This is a genomic window from Nocardia brasiliensis (assembly GCF_011801125.1).
In the GTDB taxonomy this organism is placed as follows: domain Bacteria; phylum Actinomycetota; class Actinomycetes; order Mycobacteriales; family Mycobacteriaceae; genus Nocardia; species Nocardia brasiliensis_C.
Genome location: NZ_CP046171.1, coordinates 7,237,103 through 7,254,150, shown reverse-complemented (window position 1 = coordinate 7,254,150; position 17,048 = coordinate 7,237,103). Strand labels below are relative to the sequence as shown.

Here is a 17,048-nt window from a genome sequence, read left to right as displayed (position 1 = left end):
TAACCAGGTAACGGCCGGATGGGTCGGCGCGACGGCGCAGCGTGTCAAACCCGGATGTGGGCGAGGGCGACCAACTGCGCGGCGAAGTCCTCGTCCGAGACCGGGGTGAGGATGAGGTCCTGCGCGGTGGTCAGCAGGTACCGGCCGTCGCCGCTGAAATCGAGCCAGGTGCGGTGGCGGGTGGGCGGCGACATCGGGTTCTCCGGTTCGACGGTGACGGTGAGGAAGCCGCGGCCGTCGACCGGCTTGCGCAGCGTGTGCCGCAGCCGCGCCGCGCCGCGATGACCGTTGGTGCCGAACGGTTCGCCGCGATCGGGACCGAGCACCGCGTCCTGGGGTTCGCGCATGGTGCCGAGCTTGCCGGGGCGGGCCGGGCCGATGATCTGCACGAGACGTTCGCCGACGGCGCGGGCGTGACACATCAGCACCGTCACCTTCTCCGGGGTGGCGACCAGGATGCCCGCGTGATTGTGCACCACCGCGGCGTAGGCCAGGATGCGCTCGGACCCGGGCTCGCAACCGTTGCGCGGCGGTGTGTTCCGCTCCCCGGACAGGGTGATGGCGGTGGCGTCGGTGCGGCCGCACAGCATGAGCGCCGCGGCCAGGTCCGGGTCGGCCTGGCGGGCGAAGCGTTGCGGCAAACGCAGTGCGGCGTACTCGGATTCGGTGCGCACGGTGGCGGCGGGCACCATGTTGACCGGATACGGCCTGCGGTCCAGGCTGGTCTCGTTTTCCCAGACGTGCGAGAACTCGTCCGGGGTCAACACCCATTTCACCGCGCGGCGCCCCCGTCGCCGGCGCGGCGCGCGCCGTCGGGTGGTGCGGGAAAGCGGGGCACGCGGTCGCCCGATGCGGGCATGGTCGGGGTGTAGACGTAGGTCATCGTGTCCCGGACGTCGGCTTCGAGATCGGCGGCGGCGCTGTCGTGGGCCATCCGGCGCTTGCCGCCGTAGACCACCTCGGCGGCCGGATCGTCCAGCGGCCGATACGGTTCCGGCGGCGCGATCGCGTCCCGAATGGTCTGCGCCGCATCGCTGTTCAGCTCCATCAGCCGCGCCACCGCACGGCAGACCTCCTGTGCGTCGATGCCGGTGCGCACGAATTCCCGAGTGGCGCGCAGCGCGGCGTCGGCGGTATGGCCGGACCAGCGCGCGAATTCCCGGTTGACCGCGTCGGAAAAGGCTTGGAAGGCCTCGGCGAGCGCGCTCGCGTTGGCCTGCCAGGCCGCCGCGACCTGGCCGAGCGCGGCGGGATTCAGCGGCTCGCGGACCAGCTCCCAGATCTCCTGGTGGGTAAAGGAGCCGAACAGCTCACGATCCGGCGCGTACGCGGGATCGGTTGCGCCGGTACGTAACCCGGCGAGCTCCTGGCGGATGTGTGCTGCGGTGGCCTTGGCCGCGGAGTCTGCCATCGCTTCAGTTCCCTACTGCTCTCATCGCGTTTCCAGGTGCGCGGCCACCATGGCGAGCGCGGCCCGCCGTGCCGCCTCGGCCTCGGTAAAGCGTTTGCCCGCAGCGAGATACGCGGCCTTGAGCAGCAGCGCGGTCTCCTGGAAGGCGGCCAGCGTGTCCAGGTACTGCCTGCCCTTGTCCCGGAAACCGCGGGTGAGGCCGTGGCCGGTGGGCAGGTTCGGGAAGCCCGTCACTTCGGTGACCAGATGGCCGGTGGTCATGGCGCGGCGCAGGTCCTCGACGAGCTTGTCGCATGCGGCAGCGAGGTTTTCGGCGACCTCGCCGTCCAATTCGAAAAGCTCGCCGGTGCTGCCGGTGGCCGCCGCGTACAGCTGCCGTGCCGTCCCCTGCCCGGTATCCGGTACCGCCATGTGGGTACCCCCTCTGTTCGGTCCACTGCGTGACGCGGTATTGGAGGGGCACTCTACCGGTCGGTAGGGCGCGGCGGGCCCGGCTTCGACGGCTGTGACACGGGGCACGTCGCACCGGCCCCCGACCGCTCGCGCAGCGCGGCCTGCGCGCGGCAGCGGGGTCCGTATGCTGGCAGGATGGGTGCGCTGGCGGGCACATTGGTGACGGTTGCCGAGGATCTGGACACGGTGACGACGGTGGGCCATGAGGACGAGCCCGCGGCGGCGGGCACGACCCGCGCCGCGGTAGACGCGGTGTGGGAGTCGGTGCGCGACTGGTACCGGATGGGCACCACGCCCGCCATTCAGCTCTGCCTGCGCCGCGACGGCGCGATCGTGCTGAACCGGGCCATCGGGCACGGATGGGGCAACGCGCCGGGCGACCCGGCAGACGCGACGAAGGTGCTCGTCACGCCGGACAGTCCGTTCTGCGGGTTCTCGACCGCGAAGGGCGTCGCGGCCGCGGTGATGTTCATGCTGGTAGAGCAGGGTGCGTTCGGGCTGGAGGAGTCGGTGAGCGCCTATATTCCGGAGTTCGCGGCCAACGGCAAGCAGCGGATCACCATCGGGGAGGTGCTGTCGCATTCGGCGGGGGTGCCCTTCATCACGCCGCCCTACAAGGGTTTTCAGCTGATCGTCGACGAGGACCTGGCCCTGCGCGCACTGACCGATCTGCGGCCGAGCTGGCCGAGCGGGCGCTTCCGGATCTATCACGCGATGACCGGCGGGCTGATCCAGCGGCTGCTGGTGCAGCGGGCGACCGGCAAGCGGATGCGCGAGCACCTGGCCGAGCAGGTGCTGGAGCCCCTGGGGTTCCGGTGGACCAATTTCGGCGTCGCGGCCGATCAGGTCGCTCAGGTCGTGCCGAGCGTGCAGACCGGCCCCGGGCCGTCGCGGGTGGCGAAGTTTCTGGCGCGCAAGGCGCTCGGCGGCGGCATGGGCGGCGCGGTATCGGAGTCGGGCACGCGGGCGCTGCTGAGCGCCGAGCTGCCCTCCGGCAATCTGGTCACCACGGCGGCGGAGCTGTCGCGCTTCTACGAAATCCTCGCGCGCGGTGGCGAATTGGACGGTGTCCGGATCATGCGGCCGGAGACCGTACGCGCGGCGGTGCGGCCCGCGAACCGGATCCCCGGCCTCGCCGGGCGGGTCAGCCGGGCCGGCTTCGAGCTGGGCGGCCGCCGGTCCAAGTTCGGCCGCGACACCGAGGCGCACTTCGGCCGCAGCGGGCTCACCACCCAGTACGGCTGGGCCGATCCGGCGCGAGGCCTGGCCGGGGCGGTGCTCACCAGTGGTAAGGCGACCACCGACACCGACCGGCCGTGGCGGCTCGTCGCGCAGATCTCCGAGCTGTTCCCGCCGGTCCACTAGCGCCCGAATCGTTCGCCGTTGCTCAGAGCGAACAGGTATAGATCGAGGCCATCTGGGGTGAAAGTAGCTGGCGTGTATCGAAATTGGGCATTTGACCGATAGGGGAGCGAGGGTGCGGTATGCGCGCCCCTCGTGAGATGGAGGTCGAAGATGGTGCATCCGGGCAGAGCGAAGCTACGCCGACTCGTCGTGCTGACGGCGGTCGCCGGAGCATTGGTACTCGCCCCGTCGACGACGGCGCTCGCGGACCCGTCCGCGCCGACCACCGCAGCACCGGTCACCCCGGCGCCGCCGGTCACACCCGCGCCGACCAAGCCGCCCACCCCGACCACGCCCGCGCCCACCCCGGCGCCCACACCGCCTGCCGATCCCTACGGACCCGATGGTTACGACAACTTCGGCTATGACCGTTCCGGCTTCGACCGGTGGGGTTACGACCGAGCGGGCTACAACCGCTCCGGCGTGGACCGAGCGGGCTACGACCGTTCCGGCTACGGCCGCGACGGCTACAACAAGCACGGCTTCGACCGCGACGGCTTCGACCGCGACGGCTATGACCAGTTCGGCCGCGACCGGTCCGGCTACGACGACGATGGTTTCGACCGTTGGGGATATGACCGCTCCGGCTACACCGCGCAGGGCTGCGCGCGCTCCGGTGCGGACAAGCCGGACGCCGATCACGCCGCCTGCGAAGCGCGGCGGCAGCAGCGGCCGCCGACGGGCAGCGCCTCCTGATCGCCGCGTGAACCATTGCCGGCCCGCCGCCCCGCACGCGGGCCGGGTCAGTTCGCGCACAGTGCCGCGTCGACCACGCTGTTCATCGCGCCCTGATACAGCACGGTGGTGATCGGGTCGGGCAGCAGGTTCATGCTGAGGGTGACCGCGCGGCTCGGCGTGGCGGCATTGAGCACCACGAAGCCGTTCATCGCCCCGCCGTGGCTCCAGACCTCGAGCCCGCAGGCGTTGACCCGCCGGAACAGCCCGAGACCGAAATCGGCGTCGCGCAGCGGGTCGCCGGAGGGCACGGCGCGTTGCATCTCGGCAAGTTGCTCCGGTGGCAACAGTTCGCCGGACAGCAGCGCCATGAAGAAGCGGTCGAGGTCGGCGCCGGTGGCGACCATCGCGCCGTCGGCAAGACCCCAGCCGGGGTCGATATCGGTGATGTCCACCAGCACGCCGTCGTAGGCGTGATAGCCGCGCGGATGCGGTGCGCGAATCACGTTCTCCAGCGGGAACAACGGCCAATAGGTGTCGCGCAGGCCGAGCGGGACGATGATCCGGCGGGTCACCTCGACCCCGACCGGCACGCCCGTGATCCGCTCGATCAACGCACCGGCCAGCAGGAAATCCGTATTGGAATAGCCGGTGCTGGTGCGCGGCGCGAAGACGGCGGGCTGCTCGAGGCCGAGCCGGATCAGCGCCGCGGCGGGCAACGGCCTGCGCAGCGCGGCGATGGTGGCCAGGTCCAGGTAGGACAGGTAGTCGGGGATACCGCTGGTGTGCTGCAACAGATCTCGCACGGTGATCTGATGTCCGTCCCCGCCGGGACCGCGCACCACGCCAGGCAGGTACCGCTCGATCGGCGCGTCGAGCTCGACCCGTCGCTCCGCGACCAGCTGCAACACCACGGTCGCCACGAAGGACTTGGTATTGCTGGCGATCCGCACCTGCGCGTTGTCCGGAAACGGCGCACCGGTGACCAGATCGCCTACGCCGCTGTCGATCTGGGCCTGCCATCCGTCGCCGCGCGCCACCAGCTGCGCGCCTGGGACGCCGATGGAGCCCACCAGCAGGTCCAGCTCCGCTTGCACCCGCGCGGGCGGGGAATCGGTCTGTGCCACCGAAACCCCGGTCCCGGCCGATGTCGCGATCGCTACCGCGGCGGCCGCCGTTCGCCAGAAATACCGCACCAGCTCTCCACTCTCGTCGCCCGCGATCCCTTACCGATATCTCGTGCGACGAGGTGCGCGTTTACGCCCCAAGCGAATTCGTGCGACGCCCGGACTCAGGCGGTTTCCACCTCGATGGTCATGCCCGCGGCACGCAGCCGCTCGGTGAGTGCGTCACCCATGGCCGCGGCGGGTGTGAGGATGCCCGCGATCTGTGGCTGCCGCGCGCTGTCGAAGGCCAGGCACAGCCCGCTTTCGCCGAGCAGCACCGCGGTGGCCTTGTAGCCGGGGTCGCCCTGGCCGGCGAAGGTCGCCACATACTGCGCGCCGGAGGAGGTGCGGGTGAACGTCTTCATGGTGAACCAGCCGCTGTCCCTGGACTTTTCGCTGGGGCCGGTGCCCGGCTTCGGGAGCACCCGGTCGAGCAGCTTGCGTCCCACCGCCACCCGGGACAGCACCGCGCCCGCGGCCATGCCCGCGACGAGCCCGCCCGCCACGCCAGCGGCGACCAGCGGCGCCGCGGGCGACTTGCCCGCGCTCATCACCTCGCGGTAGCGGAAGTTCTTGCCGTACACCCAACCGAGCAGGCCGTTGGTGCGCCGGACGATCTTGGTGTTGTGCGCCGCCATGACGAAGGTGCTCACCCAGCCGTCGAGGCTGGGGTGGATGGCGCCGGCCCGCGAGAGCGCCTGGTCGCTTTGGCGGCCCACGTCGGGGTCCATCGACTTGTCGGGGCTGAGCGAATAGGGATGGCTCATCACCGCCCCCCTCTTCGGGTCGGCGGCGATCGCCTCCATCATCGCCCGGCCGGAATCGATGGTGCCGCCGCTGACCCCGCCCTTGAGCCAGGCGACCAGCGTGGTCTCCGCTAGTTCACCGGTGTTGTCCGCGACCGAGCGCCGGTACAGCTGGTACACGCTCAGATCCGACGGAATCGAGTCGTAGCCACAGGAATTCACGATCTTGGCGCCGGACTGCGCGGCCTGCTCGTGGAACTGGTCGATCGCCTCGCGGATGAACAGCGGCTCGCCGGTGAGGTCGGCGTAGTGCGTGCCCGCCTTCGCGCAGGCCGCGACCAGCGGCAGGCCGTAGCGCAGGTACGGGCCGACCGTGGTGACCACGACCTTGGTCTGCGCGGCGAGTGCGTCGAGCGCGACCTGATCGGTGGAATCGGCGACCACCAGGCCCCAGCCCGCGGCGGCGGGGCCGAGTTCGTCGCGCACCCTGGTCAGCTTGTCCAGCGAGCGGCCCGCGAGCGCGATGCGCGCGGATTCCGGTGCGGCGGTGAGCAAATACTGGGCGGTGAGCTTGCCGACGAAGCCGGTCGCGCCGAAGAGGACCAGGTCGAACTCTCGAGTGTCTGCCATTGTCTTCCGTTCTGCGGGTTCAGGCCTGGGGGCGGGCGGCCTTGGTTGACTTGCCGGCTTTGCTGGACTTGGCGCGCGACTTCTTCGGCGCGACGGGGGGATGCTCGGCCAGCCAGACATGGTGGGCCCGGCCGAGCTCGGTGACCGGTGGCTCGTTGTAGAGCCATTCCCGAGAGATGCGGTGCCAATTCGCGGTGCAGCCGAGCTGGCCGAGCATGCCGAAGGTGAGGAAGTCGGCGCGGCGGGAGAACAGATGCTCCGGCGGCAGGTTCTGCTGTTTCATTCCGGCGAACTCGCTGGCGCGCGGATCGACCGCGAGCAGGAAAGCGCCACTGGCCAATTCGGGTGTGATCGTCAATTCCTCGTCGATCAAACACCATTCGGACGCGGCGAGCACATACTCCAGGCACTCCTCGGCGCCGATCTCCTCCGGCGAATCGATCACCCCGCGCTCGATCATCAACTCGCGCAGATCTTCCGCGCGGTCCTCGGCGGCCGCGCGCAGACAGGTGAGCTCGAACTGCACGTGGCCGGGGTCCATCCGGTTGAACAACCCGAAGTCGAGAAAGCCGACCCGGCCGTCCTCGGCCAGCAGCACATTGCCCGGGTGCGGGTCGCCGCAGAACTCGTTGAAGGTGAACAGCGAACCGACGTAGAAGCGGTAGATGATCTCGCCGATGCGGTCGCGTTCGGCATCGGGCAGCTGGCGGATCTCCTCGAAACCCTTGCCTGCCACGTATTCGGTGACTAGCACGCGGGTGGTGCTGAGCTCCGGCAGCGAGCGGGGCACCACGATGAACGGGTGTCCGGCGTAGAGCTCGGCGATCTGCAGCTGAGTGTTCGCCTCGGCCTGGTAGTCGAGTTCGCTCTCCATGTTGAGTCGCAACTCGTCCAGCACGGCGGGGGTCACCCACGGCATCGCCGATTGCAGCACCCGGCGGAACATGGCCAGGTTCTTCAGGTCCGCGCGCACGGCCGCGTCGATCCCCGGGTACTGCACCTTCACCGCGACCTGACGGCCGTCGCGCAGCCGGGCCCGGTACACCTGGCCGATCGAGGCCGCCGCGACCGGCTCGGCCTCGAACTCGGCGAAGACCGCGTCCAGCGGCTGGCCGAAATCGTCCTCGATCACCTGGCGCATCGATTCGAACGACACCGACGGCGCCGCGTTGCGCAGCACGGCCAGCCGCTTCTGGAAACGTTCCCGATGCGCGTCCGGCACCAGGTCGAGATCGAGCACCGACATCATCTGGCCGAGCTTCATCGCGACGCCCTTCATGGTGCCGAGCACCATGACCACCTGCTCGGTGGTGCGAATCATCGACTCCTCGGCCATCTTCGCGCGCACGGCCTCTGATCTGCCGCGCATCGACAGCCGCGCGCGCTGCGTGCGGATCACCGAGCTGGCTGCGACGGCACCGAGCTTGGTGCCACGAGCAAGCCGCGAGGTCGGTACTTGCTTCGCCATCGAGGTACCTCCATTGGTGCCGGCGCGCGGGGCGGTGACGCAGCGCACTCGGCGCACCGCTCGCGTTCAGAGTAGCCAACCGTGCGGCGTTGTCGAGCCCTGCGTCACACTTTTGCTAGCACCCCAGCTAGCGCCATGCCCAGGAACTTCGGCGCCGATCGGGGCGTGGCGCTAGCACCGGTGAACCGGACGCCCGATCAGTTCTGCGGGTCGGTGCCCGGCGTGGGCAGCACGTGCGACTGCGCGTTGAAGACCTCGCGCGACCCGCTGGCGCGGGCCATGCCGTCGATGGCGCTCCAGGTCATCATCGTGAGGTAGTCGATGACCTCCTCGCGCGACATCGACTTGTTCGTCGTCCACCAGTGCGTGGCCAGCTGGATGCCGCCGACCAGCACGTAGGACCACAGCATCGCGCCGTCGGTCTGGATGCCCTTCGCCGACGCGCGGTCGATGATCACCGCGGCGACCACCTCGGCGAACAGCTTCTCGAACTCGGCGAGCGAGGACTGATCCGAGCCGTTGCCCATGATGAAGCGGTAGACCTCGGGGTCCTCGTCGACGGTGCCCACGTACTCCGCGAGCGCCGAGCGGACCAGCTGATACTCGTCGGCGTCCAGGCTGATCGCGCCGTAGACCCGCGGCATCAGCGTGGTCTCGATGAACCGCTGCATGGTCGCGTGGACCAGGTCGTTCTTGTCGGAGAAGTAGCGGTAGAGCACGGTTTTGGAGACACCGATCTCCGCGGCGATCTCATCCATCCCCGCGTTGCTGCCTCGGGCGCGCACCGCGGCCAGGGTGCCGTCCACGAGTTCCTCGCGGCGGTCGATCTTGTGCTGGCGCCATCGGCGTTTGCGGCCGTCCGTTCGGCCGGTGCGCACCGCCGCCGGTCGATCGGCGAGCTCGCCGACGTCGACAAGGTCATCGGTGGACAGCGTGGGCTCCCTTGTTAGTCGGATTCTGGCGTGCGCCTCAAGCTTAGGTCCCGGCTGCCGGTGATATGCGCGTTTGGGTTCGGAGTGCGACGGGTTGCACAACTTCGGTGCGTGCGGCGCCGCGGCGGGTAAGCACAGCAGAATGGAGGACATGGAGAAAGCTCCCGGCAACATCGCGGTGGTGGAAACGGCCCCGCCGCCGCCAGCGGCCGCGCCCCTCGGCTTCGCCGCCGTCCTCGACGAGGCGGGCAAGCGGCGGGATCTGTGGCGGATGAAAGCGCTTGCCACCGGGCTGCTGGCCACCGCGACGGCGATCTACCTGTTCTGTCGCTGGCTCGAATCGCGCGGCGCGGGCGGGGACTGGGTCGGCTATCTGCGCGCCGCGTCGGAGGCGGGCATGGTCGGCGCGCTGGCCGACTGGTTCGCCGTCACCGCGCTGTTCCGGCATCCGCTCGGCCTGCCCATTCCGCACACCGCGATCATCAGGAAGAAGAAGGATCAACTCGGCGAGAGCCTCGGCGCGTTCGTCGGCACCAACTTCCTTTCCCCGGAAGTGGTTTCGGCGAAGGTCAATTCGGCGCAGATCTCCTGGCGGGTGGGGCGCTGGATGGCCGATCCCGGCCATGCCGCCCGGGTCGCGCAGGAGAGCTCGACGCTGCTGCGCGCGGTGGTCGGCGTGCTGCGCGACGAGGACGTGGAGCAGATCATCGACCAGACCATCGTGAAGCGGATCGCCGAACCGCTGTGGGGTCCGCCGATCGGGCGGGTGCTCGCCGAGCTGCTCGCGGACAACCGGCAGCTAGCGCTGCTCGACCTGCTCGCCGAGCGCGCGCACCAGTGGGCGCTGGGTTCGCAGGAGACGATCGATCGGATCGTGCTGCGGGACGCGCCGCAGTGGGCGCCCAAGTTCGTCAACATTCTGCTCTCCGAGCGGATCTATCGGGAGCTGGTCGAGTTCACCTGGAAGGTGCGGTCCAACCCGGAGCACGAGGTGCGGTTGGCGGCGAACAGATTCCTCGAGGAATTCGCCGACGATCTCCAGCACGACGACGCCATGATCAAAAAGGCGGAACGGATCAAGGCGCAGATCATGGGCCGCGAGGAAATCACCGGAATGGCCGAGGCGACCTGGCGCGCGGCCAAACGATTGATCTTGGAATCGGCCGACGATCCGAACAGCACGCTGCGGCGTAAAGTCGGCGAGAACGTGCAGCAACTCGGCGAACGGTTACGCGACGACGCCGACATGCGTGCCAAAGTGGACGGCTGGATCGACCGCGGGGCGCGCTACCTCGTGGAGAACTATGCCGGGGAGATCTCGACGCTGGTCACCGACACGGTTGCCAGGTGGGATGCCGATGAGGCAAGTAAGAAGATCGAATTGCAGGTCGGGCGTGATCTGCAATTCATCCGGATCAACGGAACGGTCGTCGGTTCGCTTGCGGGCCTGGCGATTTACACGATCTCGCAACTCATGTTCGGCGGCTGAGGCACAGCGCGCCGAATGTTTGCCGAGAGGGTGCTAGCAGACTGCTTGCAATAGTTAGCACGCTGCCCTAGAATTGAACTCGTACAACCGCCAGAAGGTGAGTGATGGCAGACCAACCCGAGGTTTCCGCCGAGTATCCCGAAGGTGCGGCCGAGCAATCGGCCGGCGTCGGCGAAAAAGCGGCTCGCGTCGTGCACGCGGCGCACGACATCGGAGGTTTCATCAGGGCGCAGCGGGAAGCCGCGCAAGTCTCGCTACGCCAGCTCGCCACCCTTGCGGGAGTGAGCAATCCGTACCTCAGTCAGATCGAGCGCGGGTTGCGCAATCCGTCCGCCGAGGTACTCGCGCAGATCGCCAAGGCACTGCGGGTGTCTTCGGAGGTGTTGTACGTCCGGGCCGGCTATCTAGAACAACGGGCACACAGCCCGGTTCGCGATGCCCTGCTTGCCGATACGTCGATCAGCGAACGGCAGAAGCAGGTGCTGCTCGAGATCTATGAATCGTTTCGCCGGGAAAACGGAGGGAACGAGCCAGGGGGGAACGGGGACAGCGCCGTTCCACGCACGAATACCGACACTCCGCCACGCCAGGAGCACGAAACACCATGACCGAGAAGACCAATCCCACCGTGACCAAGCCGCTGCTCGCCACCGTCGGTGCGGGCGACGCGCTCTACACCGCCGTCACCGATGTCGTCACCCAGGTGCGTGAGCGCGCCGCGGCCACCGACGTCTCCGCCCGGGTCGAGGAGGCGCGCGAGCGCTTCGCCAACGTGCCCGCCGATGTGCAGGCCCAGTTCGAGACCCTGCGCGAGCGCCTGGCCGGACTGCCCTCGGAACTGCCGGAGGATCTCGCCGAGCTGCGCGAGAAGTTCACCCCCGAGGAACTGCGCGCCCTGGCCGACAAGTACTACCACCAGGTGCTCGACCTCTACGCCGATCTCGCCGTGCGCGGTGAGGAGACCGTCGAGCGGTTGCGGGCCAACCACCTGGTCGAGGAGCAGATCGAGCGGGTCAAGCCGCTCTACACCGACGCCGTGACCCGGGCCGAGGACGTGCTCGGCCGCGTCAACGGCCTGCTCGGGCGCCCGGCCAAGGTCGAGGACGCCGACGCTGCCCCGGTCGTCGAGGCCGAGGTAGTCGCGGTGACCACCGAGACCGCCCCGGTCGTCGAGGAGCCCGTCGCGCCGGTCGCCCCCAAGGCGCCCGCCGCCAAGAAGGCCCCGGCCAAGAAGGCCGCTCCGGCCAAGAAGGCCGCGCCGAAGAAGGCGTGACAACGCCACCGCGCCCGCGGTGCCGCGTGTTGATTCGGCAGTGCCGCAAGGTATTCGGAGATCAGTGAGGCAACGCCCCCGCACCCATGAGGTGCGGGGGCGTTGCTCGTATGATGGGTGAGGTGAATATGGTGCACGGATTGACCGGGATGATCCTGCTCGTGCTGTGGCTTGCGGCGCTAGGCGCGACGATCTTTGCGCTGATTCATGCCGTGCGGCAGCGGCCGGACGCGTTCACCGCGGTGGACAAGCTGACCAAGCCGATCTGGCTGGCCATTCTCGGTGTCGCGGTCTTACTGCTGCTGCTCTCGCCCGCGGGTCTGGGCCTGCTCTCCTTCGCCGCGATCATCGCCACCGGTGTCTACCTGGCCGACGTGCGGCCGAAGGTGGATGAGATCCAGCGCGGTCCGCGCTGGTAGCCGTGAATTATCCATAACTTTTTACGTGCTTGCACTAGCAAGCAGCACGAATCGGAGTTACTGTATCGGGCAGTAACACAAAGGAGTGTCCGATGCGTGCAATGCTGCCGTCTGCGTTGGCGAACTTCCCAGGACAGATTCGGGAGGCGCTCGACGCACACCGTGCGAGCCTGCGTTCGCGTACCTATGCGACCGCGGCATTCAACCCGCCGACCGTTCCGTACGAGACGATCCCCGTAGTGACCCGCGACGGCACCCGGCTGCGCGTGCTCGCCTACGGTGGCGCCGATCGCCCGGTCGTCGTGCTGGTGCACGGGTGGACCTGCAGCATCGAATACTGGAACGCCCAGATCAACGCCTTCGCCGGTGAATACCGGGTGATCGCCTTCGACCTGCGCAGCCACGGTGGCAGCGCGTCCGGCGCCAGCCCGCTGACCATGGACCTGCTCGCCGACGACCTGGCCGCCGTGCTCGACGCGGCGCTGCGTCCCGGCCAGCGTGCCGTGCTGGTCGGCCACAGCCTCGGCGGCATGACGTTGCAGGCCTGGGCGGGCCGCTACCCCGACCGAGTCGAGAAGCAGGCGCTCGCGGTGCTGCTGAACAACAGCGCGCCCGACCGGCTGGTCCTGGAGACCACGGTGGTCCCGCTGCTGAACCGGCCGCTGCGACTGCTGCAACTGAAGGTGCCGCTGCCCTTCCTGCTCGGCAGCCTCGGCCTCGGCACACCGATCGTCTTCCCGCCCATCGCGCCGGTGCGCTGGCTGTTCGCGCGTCAGGTCATGAGCACCGCGGCCAAGGGCGACGTGCTCGACTACGGCATGAACATCGTGCGCGGCTGTCGCGCCGCGGTGCGGGCCGAGTTCGGCAAGCTGCTCGCGCACATGGACGTCGGCGAGTCCGCGCGCAACCTGGTGGTGCCGACCACGGTGATCGCGGGCGAGTTCGACGACCTGACCCCGAAGGTGCATTCCGAGCGGATCGCCGCGATGGTGCGCGAGACCGGCACGCTGGCGCGCTACGTGGTGCTGCCCACCGGGCACCTCGGCAACGTCGAGGCACACGAGCGGTTCAACGACGAGCTGCGCTACGTCCTCGAATCCGCGCGCCAGCGCGTCGAACTCGCGGGCTGAGGCGCGCGGGCGGTCAGTTGAAGACGACGGTGCGCCTGCCGTGCACCAGAACTCGTCCCTCGAGGTGCCAGCGCAGACCGCGGGCCAGCACGACACGTTCGATATCGCGACCCTGCCGGACCATGTCGCGCACGTCGTCGGCGTGATCGATGCGGCTGACGTCCTGCTCGATGATCGGGCCCGCGTCCAGCTCCGCCGTGACGTAGTGGCAGGTGGCGCCGATCAGCTTCACGCCGCGCGCGAAGGCCTGGTGGTACGGGCGCGCGCCGACGAACGACGGCAGGAAGCTGTGGTGGATGTTGATCGCTTTGCCCGCCCAGTGCGCGCACAGCTGTGCGGGCAGCACCTGCATGAACCGGGCCAGCACCACCGCGTCGGGTTCGTGCCCGTCGACCAGCGCGCGCACCTGCTCGAACGCGGGCCCGCGTTCGGCCGGGTCCTTGGGGAACGGCACGTGATGGAATTTCACCCCGTGCGCCTCGGTCAGTTCGGCCAGGTCGGGGTGATTGCCGATCACGGCCTCGATCGTCGCGGGCAGCTCGCCGCTCACCGCGCGCCCGAGCAGATCGTGCAAGCAGTGGCCGTCCTTGCTGACCAGCAGCACGGCCCGCCGGCGTGCCCCCGAATCGAGCAACTGCCACTCGGTCTCCGGTCCGAGTTGCTCGGCCACCGCGGCGAAGCGCTCCCGCAGCTGCGCGAGGTCGAACGGCACCGTCGACGCCTTGATCGCCTGCCGGGTGAAGAACCAGCCGGTGTCGGTGTCCGAGTGGTATCCCGCCTCCACGATCGAGCCACCGAATCCGGCGATGAACGAGGTGATCCCGGCGATGATGCCCGGTCGGTCCGGGCAGCCGAGGGTCAGCACGAACCGGTGGTCATCGGAGCTGGCGAGGGCAGAACTCATGGGGTGATGGTATTTGCCGCGCGGATGCCGCGGGGTGCGCGGTCCCGGTGCCCCGGCGCGACGACCCGGTCACAGGTCGTAGAAGGGCTCCGGATAGCGGAACTCGCCGGTGATCTGGGAGTCGTAGGCGCTGAGCTGACGCACCTGGAAATGCGACACCCACGACGGGTCGTCTGGGGTGATGCCGAGGCGGGCGGCGGGCACGAAGCCGAAGCGCGGGTAGTAGTCGAGGTGCCCGAGCAGACAGACCAGTGGTTCGTCGAGCGCGTCGGCGGCACCGAGCACGGCGTGCATCAGCGCCGCGCCGACACCGCCGCCCTGGTGCTCGGCAAGCACGCCGATCGGGCCGAGCGCGAGTGCCGGGAACGGACCGACCGCGGCCCGGGTCAGGCAGACGTGGCCGACCACGGTGTCGTACTCCACCGCGACCATCGAGAGGGTGGGTATCCAGGACGCGTCGCTGCGTAGGCGGGCGACCAGGCCCACCTCGGCGGGTTCGGCGCTACCGCCGTCCCCGGCCTGCGGTGCGAACGCACTGCGATGGACGGCCGCAATCGCCGCGATGTCGTCGGCGCGTTCGCGACGGATCAGCACGGTGTTGTCTCCTCCCGAACCAAGTAGAGCCCCATCCGCACACGTTAACCACTCAGCCGCCGCGTCACTACCGTCGATCCGGCACCAGTACGAGTGTGCGGGAAGTGTCAGCAGGCGCGCAACGGAATTCGCCACCGGTGTGCCAGACTTTCAGGCCATGGCTAGTTCCGCGTCACCGACCAGGGCCGAAGTGGCCGCAATGATCGATCACACGCTGCTGGCGCCGGGGGCGACCCCCGCCGACGTCACCGCGCTGATCGAGCAAGCCCGCGAACTGGGGGTGCTCGCGATCTGCGTCTCGCCCTCGATGCTGCCGGTGCGCGCGCCGGGCCTGGTGGTGGCCACGGTCGCCGGATTCCCTTCGGGCAAACACCATTCGCTGGTCAAGGGCGCCGAAGCGCGGCTCGCCGTCGAGCAGGGCGCGGCCGAGGTGGACATGGTGATCGACGTCGGCGCCGCGCTGGCCGGCGAATACGACGCGGTGCTCGCCGACATCGTGACGGTGCGCGAGGCGATCGGCGAGCGGGCGGTGCTGAAGGTGATCATCGAGTCGGCCGCGCTGCCCGACGACGCGATCGTCGCGGTGTGCCGGGCCGCCGAACGCGCCGGCGCGGATTTCGTGAAGACCTCCACCGGTTTTCACCCCGCGGGTGGGGCCAGTGTGCATGCCGTCGAGTTGATGGCGGCGACCGTCGGCGGGCGGCTCGGCGTCAAGGCGAGCGGTGGTATCCGCACCGCGGAGGCCGCGGCGCAGCTGATCGCGGCGGGCGCGACGCGCCTCGGGTTGTCCAAGTCGGCCGAAGTGCTGGAGGGGTTTCCGGCCTGAGCCGACCTCGAGTGCGGTAGCACCACGGGGTTTCGGCACCTCGCGCGGCAGAGTTGTTGCTGCGCGGGCTGTTTCGTGTGATCAGGCGCAGGTGGCGCTGCTGTCGGTCGCGGCGGGCAGCTCGGCCCCGGTGCCGGTCAGCCTGACCGCGATGCCATCGTCGGTGACCTTCACCTCGGTCGGCGTCAGGTTGTAGGGGTAGCTCTGCAAACTCTTGGTGAACACCTCGACGATACCCTGCACCAGGTCGGTCGGCAGGCCCATGCCGAGCAACTGCGCCGACATCGTCTCCACCTCGATGACGCCGCCCTTGATCACCGGCTGCACCTGCAATTGGGCCAGCCCGCCGAGCACGTCCAGCGAGAGCATGCCCGAACTCGGTGCCGAGCGGACGCCGCTGACCAGGTTGCCCAGCGTCTGCCGGATACCGTCGTTGCTCCAGGTGACCTCCGCCGACGAACTGCCGATGGTGCCGCCGCCACGCCCGTTGTCCACGACCTCGACATCGTGGAACTCGGCGTGCACCACCATGCCGACCGCGGGACCGAACTTGGTGTCGTCACTGTCGACGGTCACCTCGGGCACCTTGCCGTCGATCCAGGTGATGAGCATCGGCTTCATGCCGAAGCCGACATCGATCTTCGAGCCCATCTCCTTCTCGAATTGCGTGCTGATGCACCGGGACACGGTGTGCCTGGCGTACGCCTCGCCGCCGACCAGCACCGTGGCCAGCAGAATCGCTATCACGGTCAGGGCGATCAGCAGGGTCCGCCGGTTGATCGTCGAGCTGGACGGGGACTTGGTAGTCATGCGGCCGATTCTTCCGCACTTTTCTGTGCCGTCTCTGAGGGGTCTTTGAGGGCTTCGATTGTGACATCTGACACAGGAATCGGGCGTAGCCTGGTCCGCATGGCTGGCGATGCGGTGGGCCGCGCTCTCGGATCCGCGGAACACGGCTGGCGTGTACTGCGCAGATTGGCCGGGCGGCACGCCGGGTTCTTCACTACCAGGCAGGTGTTGCGCACCGGATGCGAGGCGCAGGTGCGGGCCGGCCTCGGGGCGGGCACAGTGACCAGGGCCGGAGTCGGCATGCTGCGCCTGGCCGAGTGGCCGAGCGGTCCGCTCGACGAGTACGCGATGTGGGCGGCCTGGTTCGACGGCGCCGCCGCGGTCTCCCATCACAGCGCCGCCGACCTGCACGGCATCGGCCGCTTGCGTCCCCGTTTCCTGCATCTCTCGGTCGGCGCGGGCCGCCCGCCGGTGACACCGCGGCTGGTCGTACTGCGCCGCGCGTTGCTCGGCGTCGAGGTCGAGTCCGCCGGTCCGTTCCTGGTCACCACGCCGCTGCGCACCGTGCTCGACCTCGCCGAAAGCGATATCGGCCAGACAGCACTGGACGAGGTGATCGGCGACGCGGTCGCGATCAGTCGCTGCACCGGCGAGGAAATCTGTTCGGCCAGTGCGCAATTGACGCCACGCGCGGCGGAGCGGGTGCGGCGGGCGCTGGCCGGCGCGTAGCGGTGCGGAT

General features: G+C 69.0%; 19 protein-coding genes. 9 read left to right on the top strand and 10 right to left on the bottom strand.

Translation table 11 applies throughout. The annotated features are described in order from the left end of the window. Nucleotides 1–44 precede the first annotated feature (44 nt). From F5X71_RS33170 to F5X71_RS33160, 3 genes are read right to left on the bottom strand one after another with little or no spacing between them, the layout of a single operon-like run. Complete coding sequence (locus tag F5X71_RS33170) at nt 45–776, bottom strand: ESX secretion-associated protein EspG (RefSeq protein ID WP_167465517.1); 732 nt, start codon at nt 774–776, stop codon at nt 45–47. Continuing rightward, a complete protein-coding gene (locus tag F5X71_RS33165) occupies nt 773–1,411 on the bottom strand; it encodes a hypothetical protein (RefSeq protein ID WP_167465516.1) in 639 nt (212 codons plus the stop codon). Before F5X71_RS33165 ends, F5X71_RS33170 begins: the two co-directional genes overlap by 4 nt. Before the next feature lie 21 nt (nt 1,412–1,432). Further along, nucleotides 1,433–1,822, bottom strand: a complete 390-nt coding sequence (locus tag F5X71_RS33160) for a hypothetical protein (RefSeq protein ID WP_167465515.1) — start codon at nt 1,820–1,822, stop codon at nt 1,433–1,435. Between the two features lie 177 nt (nt 1,823–1,999). Between F5X71_RS33160 and F5X71_RS33155 the strand changes: the two genes are divergently transcribed. Both F5X71_RS33155 and F5X71_RS33150 read left to right on the top strand, forming a co-directional pair. After that, nucleotides 2,000–3,229, top strand: coding sequence for a serine hydrolase (locus tag F5X71_RS33155; RefSeq protein WP_167465514.1), 1,230 nt, complete (start codon nt 2,000–2,002; stop codon nt 3,227–3,229). A 150-nt stretch (nt 3,230–3,379) separates the two neighbouring features. Then, the gene (locus F5X71_RS33150; protein WP_167465513.1) at nt 3,380–3,964 is read left to right on the top strand and encodes a hypothetical protein; all 585 of its coding nucleotides are present in this window, start codon (nt 3,380–3,382) and stop codon (nt 3,962–3,964) included. A gap of 47 nt (nt 3,965–4,011) precedes the next feature. On the opposite strand, the gene F5X71_RS33145 is transcribed toward F5X71_RS33150, so the two are convergent. From F5X71_RS33145 to F5X71_RS33130, 4 genes are all read right to left on the bottom strand, one after another. Further along, nucleotides 4,012–5,139 (bottom strand): serine hydrolase domain-containing protein, encoded by a 1,128-nt coding sequence (locus F5X71_RS33145; RefSeq protein ID WP_167465512.1) that lies wholly within the window; start codon nt 5,137–5,139, stop codon nt 4,012–4,014. Nucleotides 5,140–5,234: 95 nt separating this feature from the next. Further along, on the bottom strand, nt 5,235–6,485 hold the full coding sequence (locus F5X71_RS33140; RefSeq protein WP_167465511.1) for a saccharopine dehydrogenase family protein: 1,251 nt from the start codon (nt 6,483–6,485) through the stop codon (nt 5,235–5,237). Nucleotides 6,486–6,504: 19 nt separating this feature from the next. Beyond that, a complete protein-coding gene (locus F5X71_RS33135; RefSeq protein WP_167465510.1) occupies nt 6,505–7,953 on the bottom strand; it encodes an ABC1 kinase family protein in 1,449 nt (482 codons plus the stop codon). 197 nt (nt 7,954–8,150) lie between these two features. Beyond that, on the bottom strand, nt 8,151–8,831 hold the full coding sequence (locus F5X71_RS33130) for a TetR/AcrR family transcriptional regulator (RefSeq protein WP_167466933.1): 681 nt from the start codon (nt 8,829–8,831) through the stop codon (nt 8,151–8,153). A 205-nt stretch (nt 8,832–9,036) separates the two neighbouring features. Here F5X71_RS33130 and F5X71_RS33125 point away from each other — a divergent pair, with 205 nt between their 5' ends. The 5 genes from F5X71_RS33125 to F5X71_RS33105 all read left to right on the top strand — a co-directional run bounded on the left by F5X71_RS33125 (nt 9,037) and on the right by F5X71_RS33105 (nt 13,196). Then, the gene (locus F5X71_RS33125) at nt 9,037–10,374 is read left to right on the top strand and encodes a DUF445 domain-containing protein (protein ID WP_167465509.1); all 1,338 of its coding nucleotides are present in this window, start codon (nt 9,037–9,039) and stop codon (nt 10,372–10,374) included. Nucleotides 10,375–10,478: 104 nt separating this feature from the next. Then, nucleotides 10,479–10,982, top strand: coding sequence for a helix-turn-helix domain-containing protein (locus F5X71_RS33120; RefSeq protein ID WP_167465508.1), 504 nt, complete (start codon nt 10,479–10,481; stop codon nt 10,980–10,982). Further along, on the top strand, nt 10,979–11,647 hold the full coding sequence (locus tag F5X71_RS33115; RefSeq protein ID WP_167465507.1) for a heparin-binding hemagglutinin: 669 nt from the start codon (nt 10,979–10,981) through the stop codon (nt 11,645–11,647). The genes F5X71_RS33120 and F5X71_RS33115 overlap by 4 nt, the downstream gene beginning before the upstream one ends. 128 nt (nt 11,648–11,775) lie before the next feature. Beyond that, entirely contained in the window at nt 11,776–12,066 is a 291-nt protein-coding gene (locus F5X71_RS33110; protein WP_029899737.1) for a DUF2516 family protein, read from the top strand. 92 nt (nt 12,067–12,158) lie between these two features. After that, on the top strand, nt 12,159–13,196 hold the full coding sequence (locus F5X71_RS33105) for an alpha/beta fold hydrolase (RefSeq protein ID WP_238815598.1): 1,038 nt from the start codon (nt 12,159–12,161) through the stop codon (nt 13,194–13,196). Nucleotides 13,197–13,209: 13 nt separating this feature from the next. Here the strand turns inward: F5X71_RS33105 and purU are convergent, their stop codons facing one another. Together purU and F5X71_RS33095 are read right to left on the bottom strand one after the other, a co-directional pair. After that, entirely contained in the window at nt 13,210–14,100 is an 891-nt protein-coding gene (gene purU / locus F5X71_RS33100; RefSeq protein WP_167465506.1) for a formyltetrahydrofolate deformylase, read from the bottom strand. Nucleotides 14,101–14,169: 69 nt separating this feature from the next. Continuing rightward, nucleotides 14,170–14,694, bottom strand: a complete 525-nt coding sequence (locus F5X71_RS33095; RefSeq protein WP_167465505.1) for a GNAT family N-acetyltransferase — start codon at nt 14,692–14,694, stop codon at nt 14,170–14,172. A 157-nt stretch (nt 14,695–14,851) separates the two neighbouring features. On the opposite strand from F5X71_RS33095, the gene deoC reads away from it, so the two are divergent. Next, a complete protein-coding gene (gene deoC / locus F5X71_RS33090) occupies nt 14,852–15,520 on the top strand; it encodes a deoxyribose-phosphate aldolase (RefSeq protein WP_167465504.1) in 669 nt (222 codons plus the stop codon). Between the two features lie 81 nt (nt 15,521–15,601). Here deoC and F5X71_RS33085 read toward each other — a convergent pair whose 3' ends face one another. Beyond that, complete coding sequence (locus tag F5X71_RS33085) at nt 15,602–16,330, bottom strand: LmeA family phospholipid-binding protein (protein ID WP_167465503.1); 729 nt, start codon at nt 16,328–16,330, stop codon at nt 15,602–15,604. 99 nt (nt 16,331–16,429) lie between these two features. Here F5X71_RS33085 and F5X71_RS33080 point away from each other — a divergent pair, with 99 nt between their 5' ends. After that, the gene (locus F5X71_RS33080; RefSeq protein WP_167465502.1) at nt 16,430–17,038 is read left to right on the top strand and encodes a hypothetical protein; all 609 of its coding nucleotides are present in this window, start codon (nt 16,430–16,432) and stop codon (nt 17,036–17,038) included. Nucleotides 17,039–17,048: the final 10 nt, after the last annotated feature.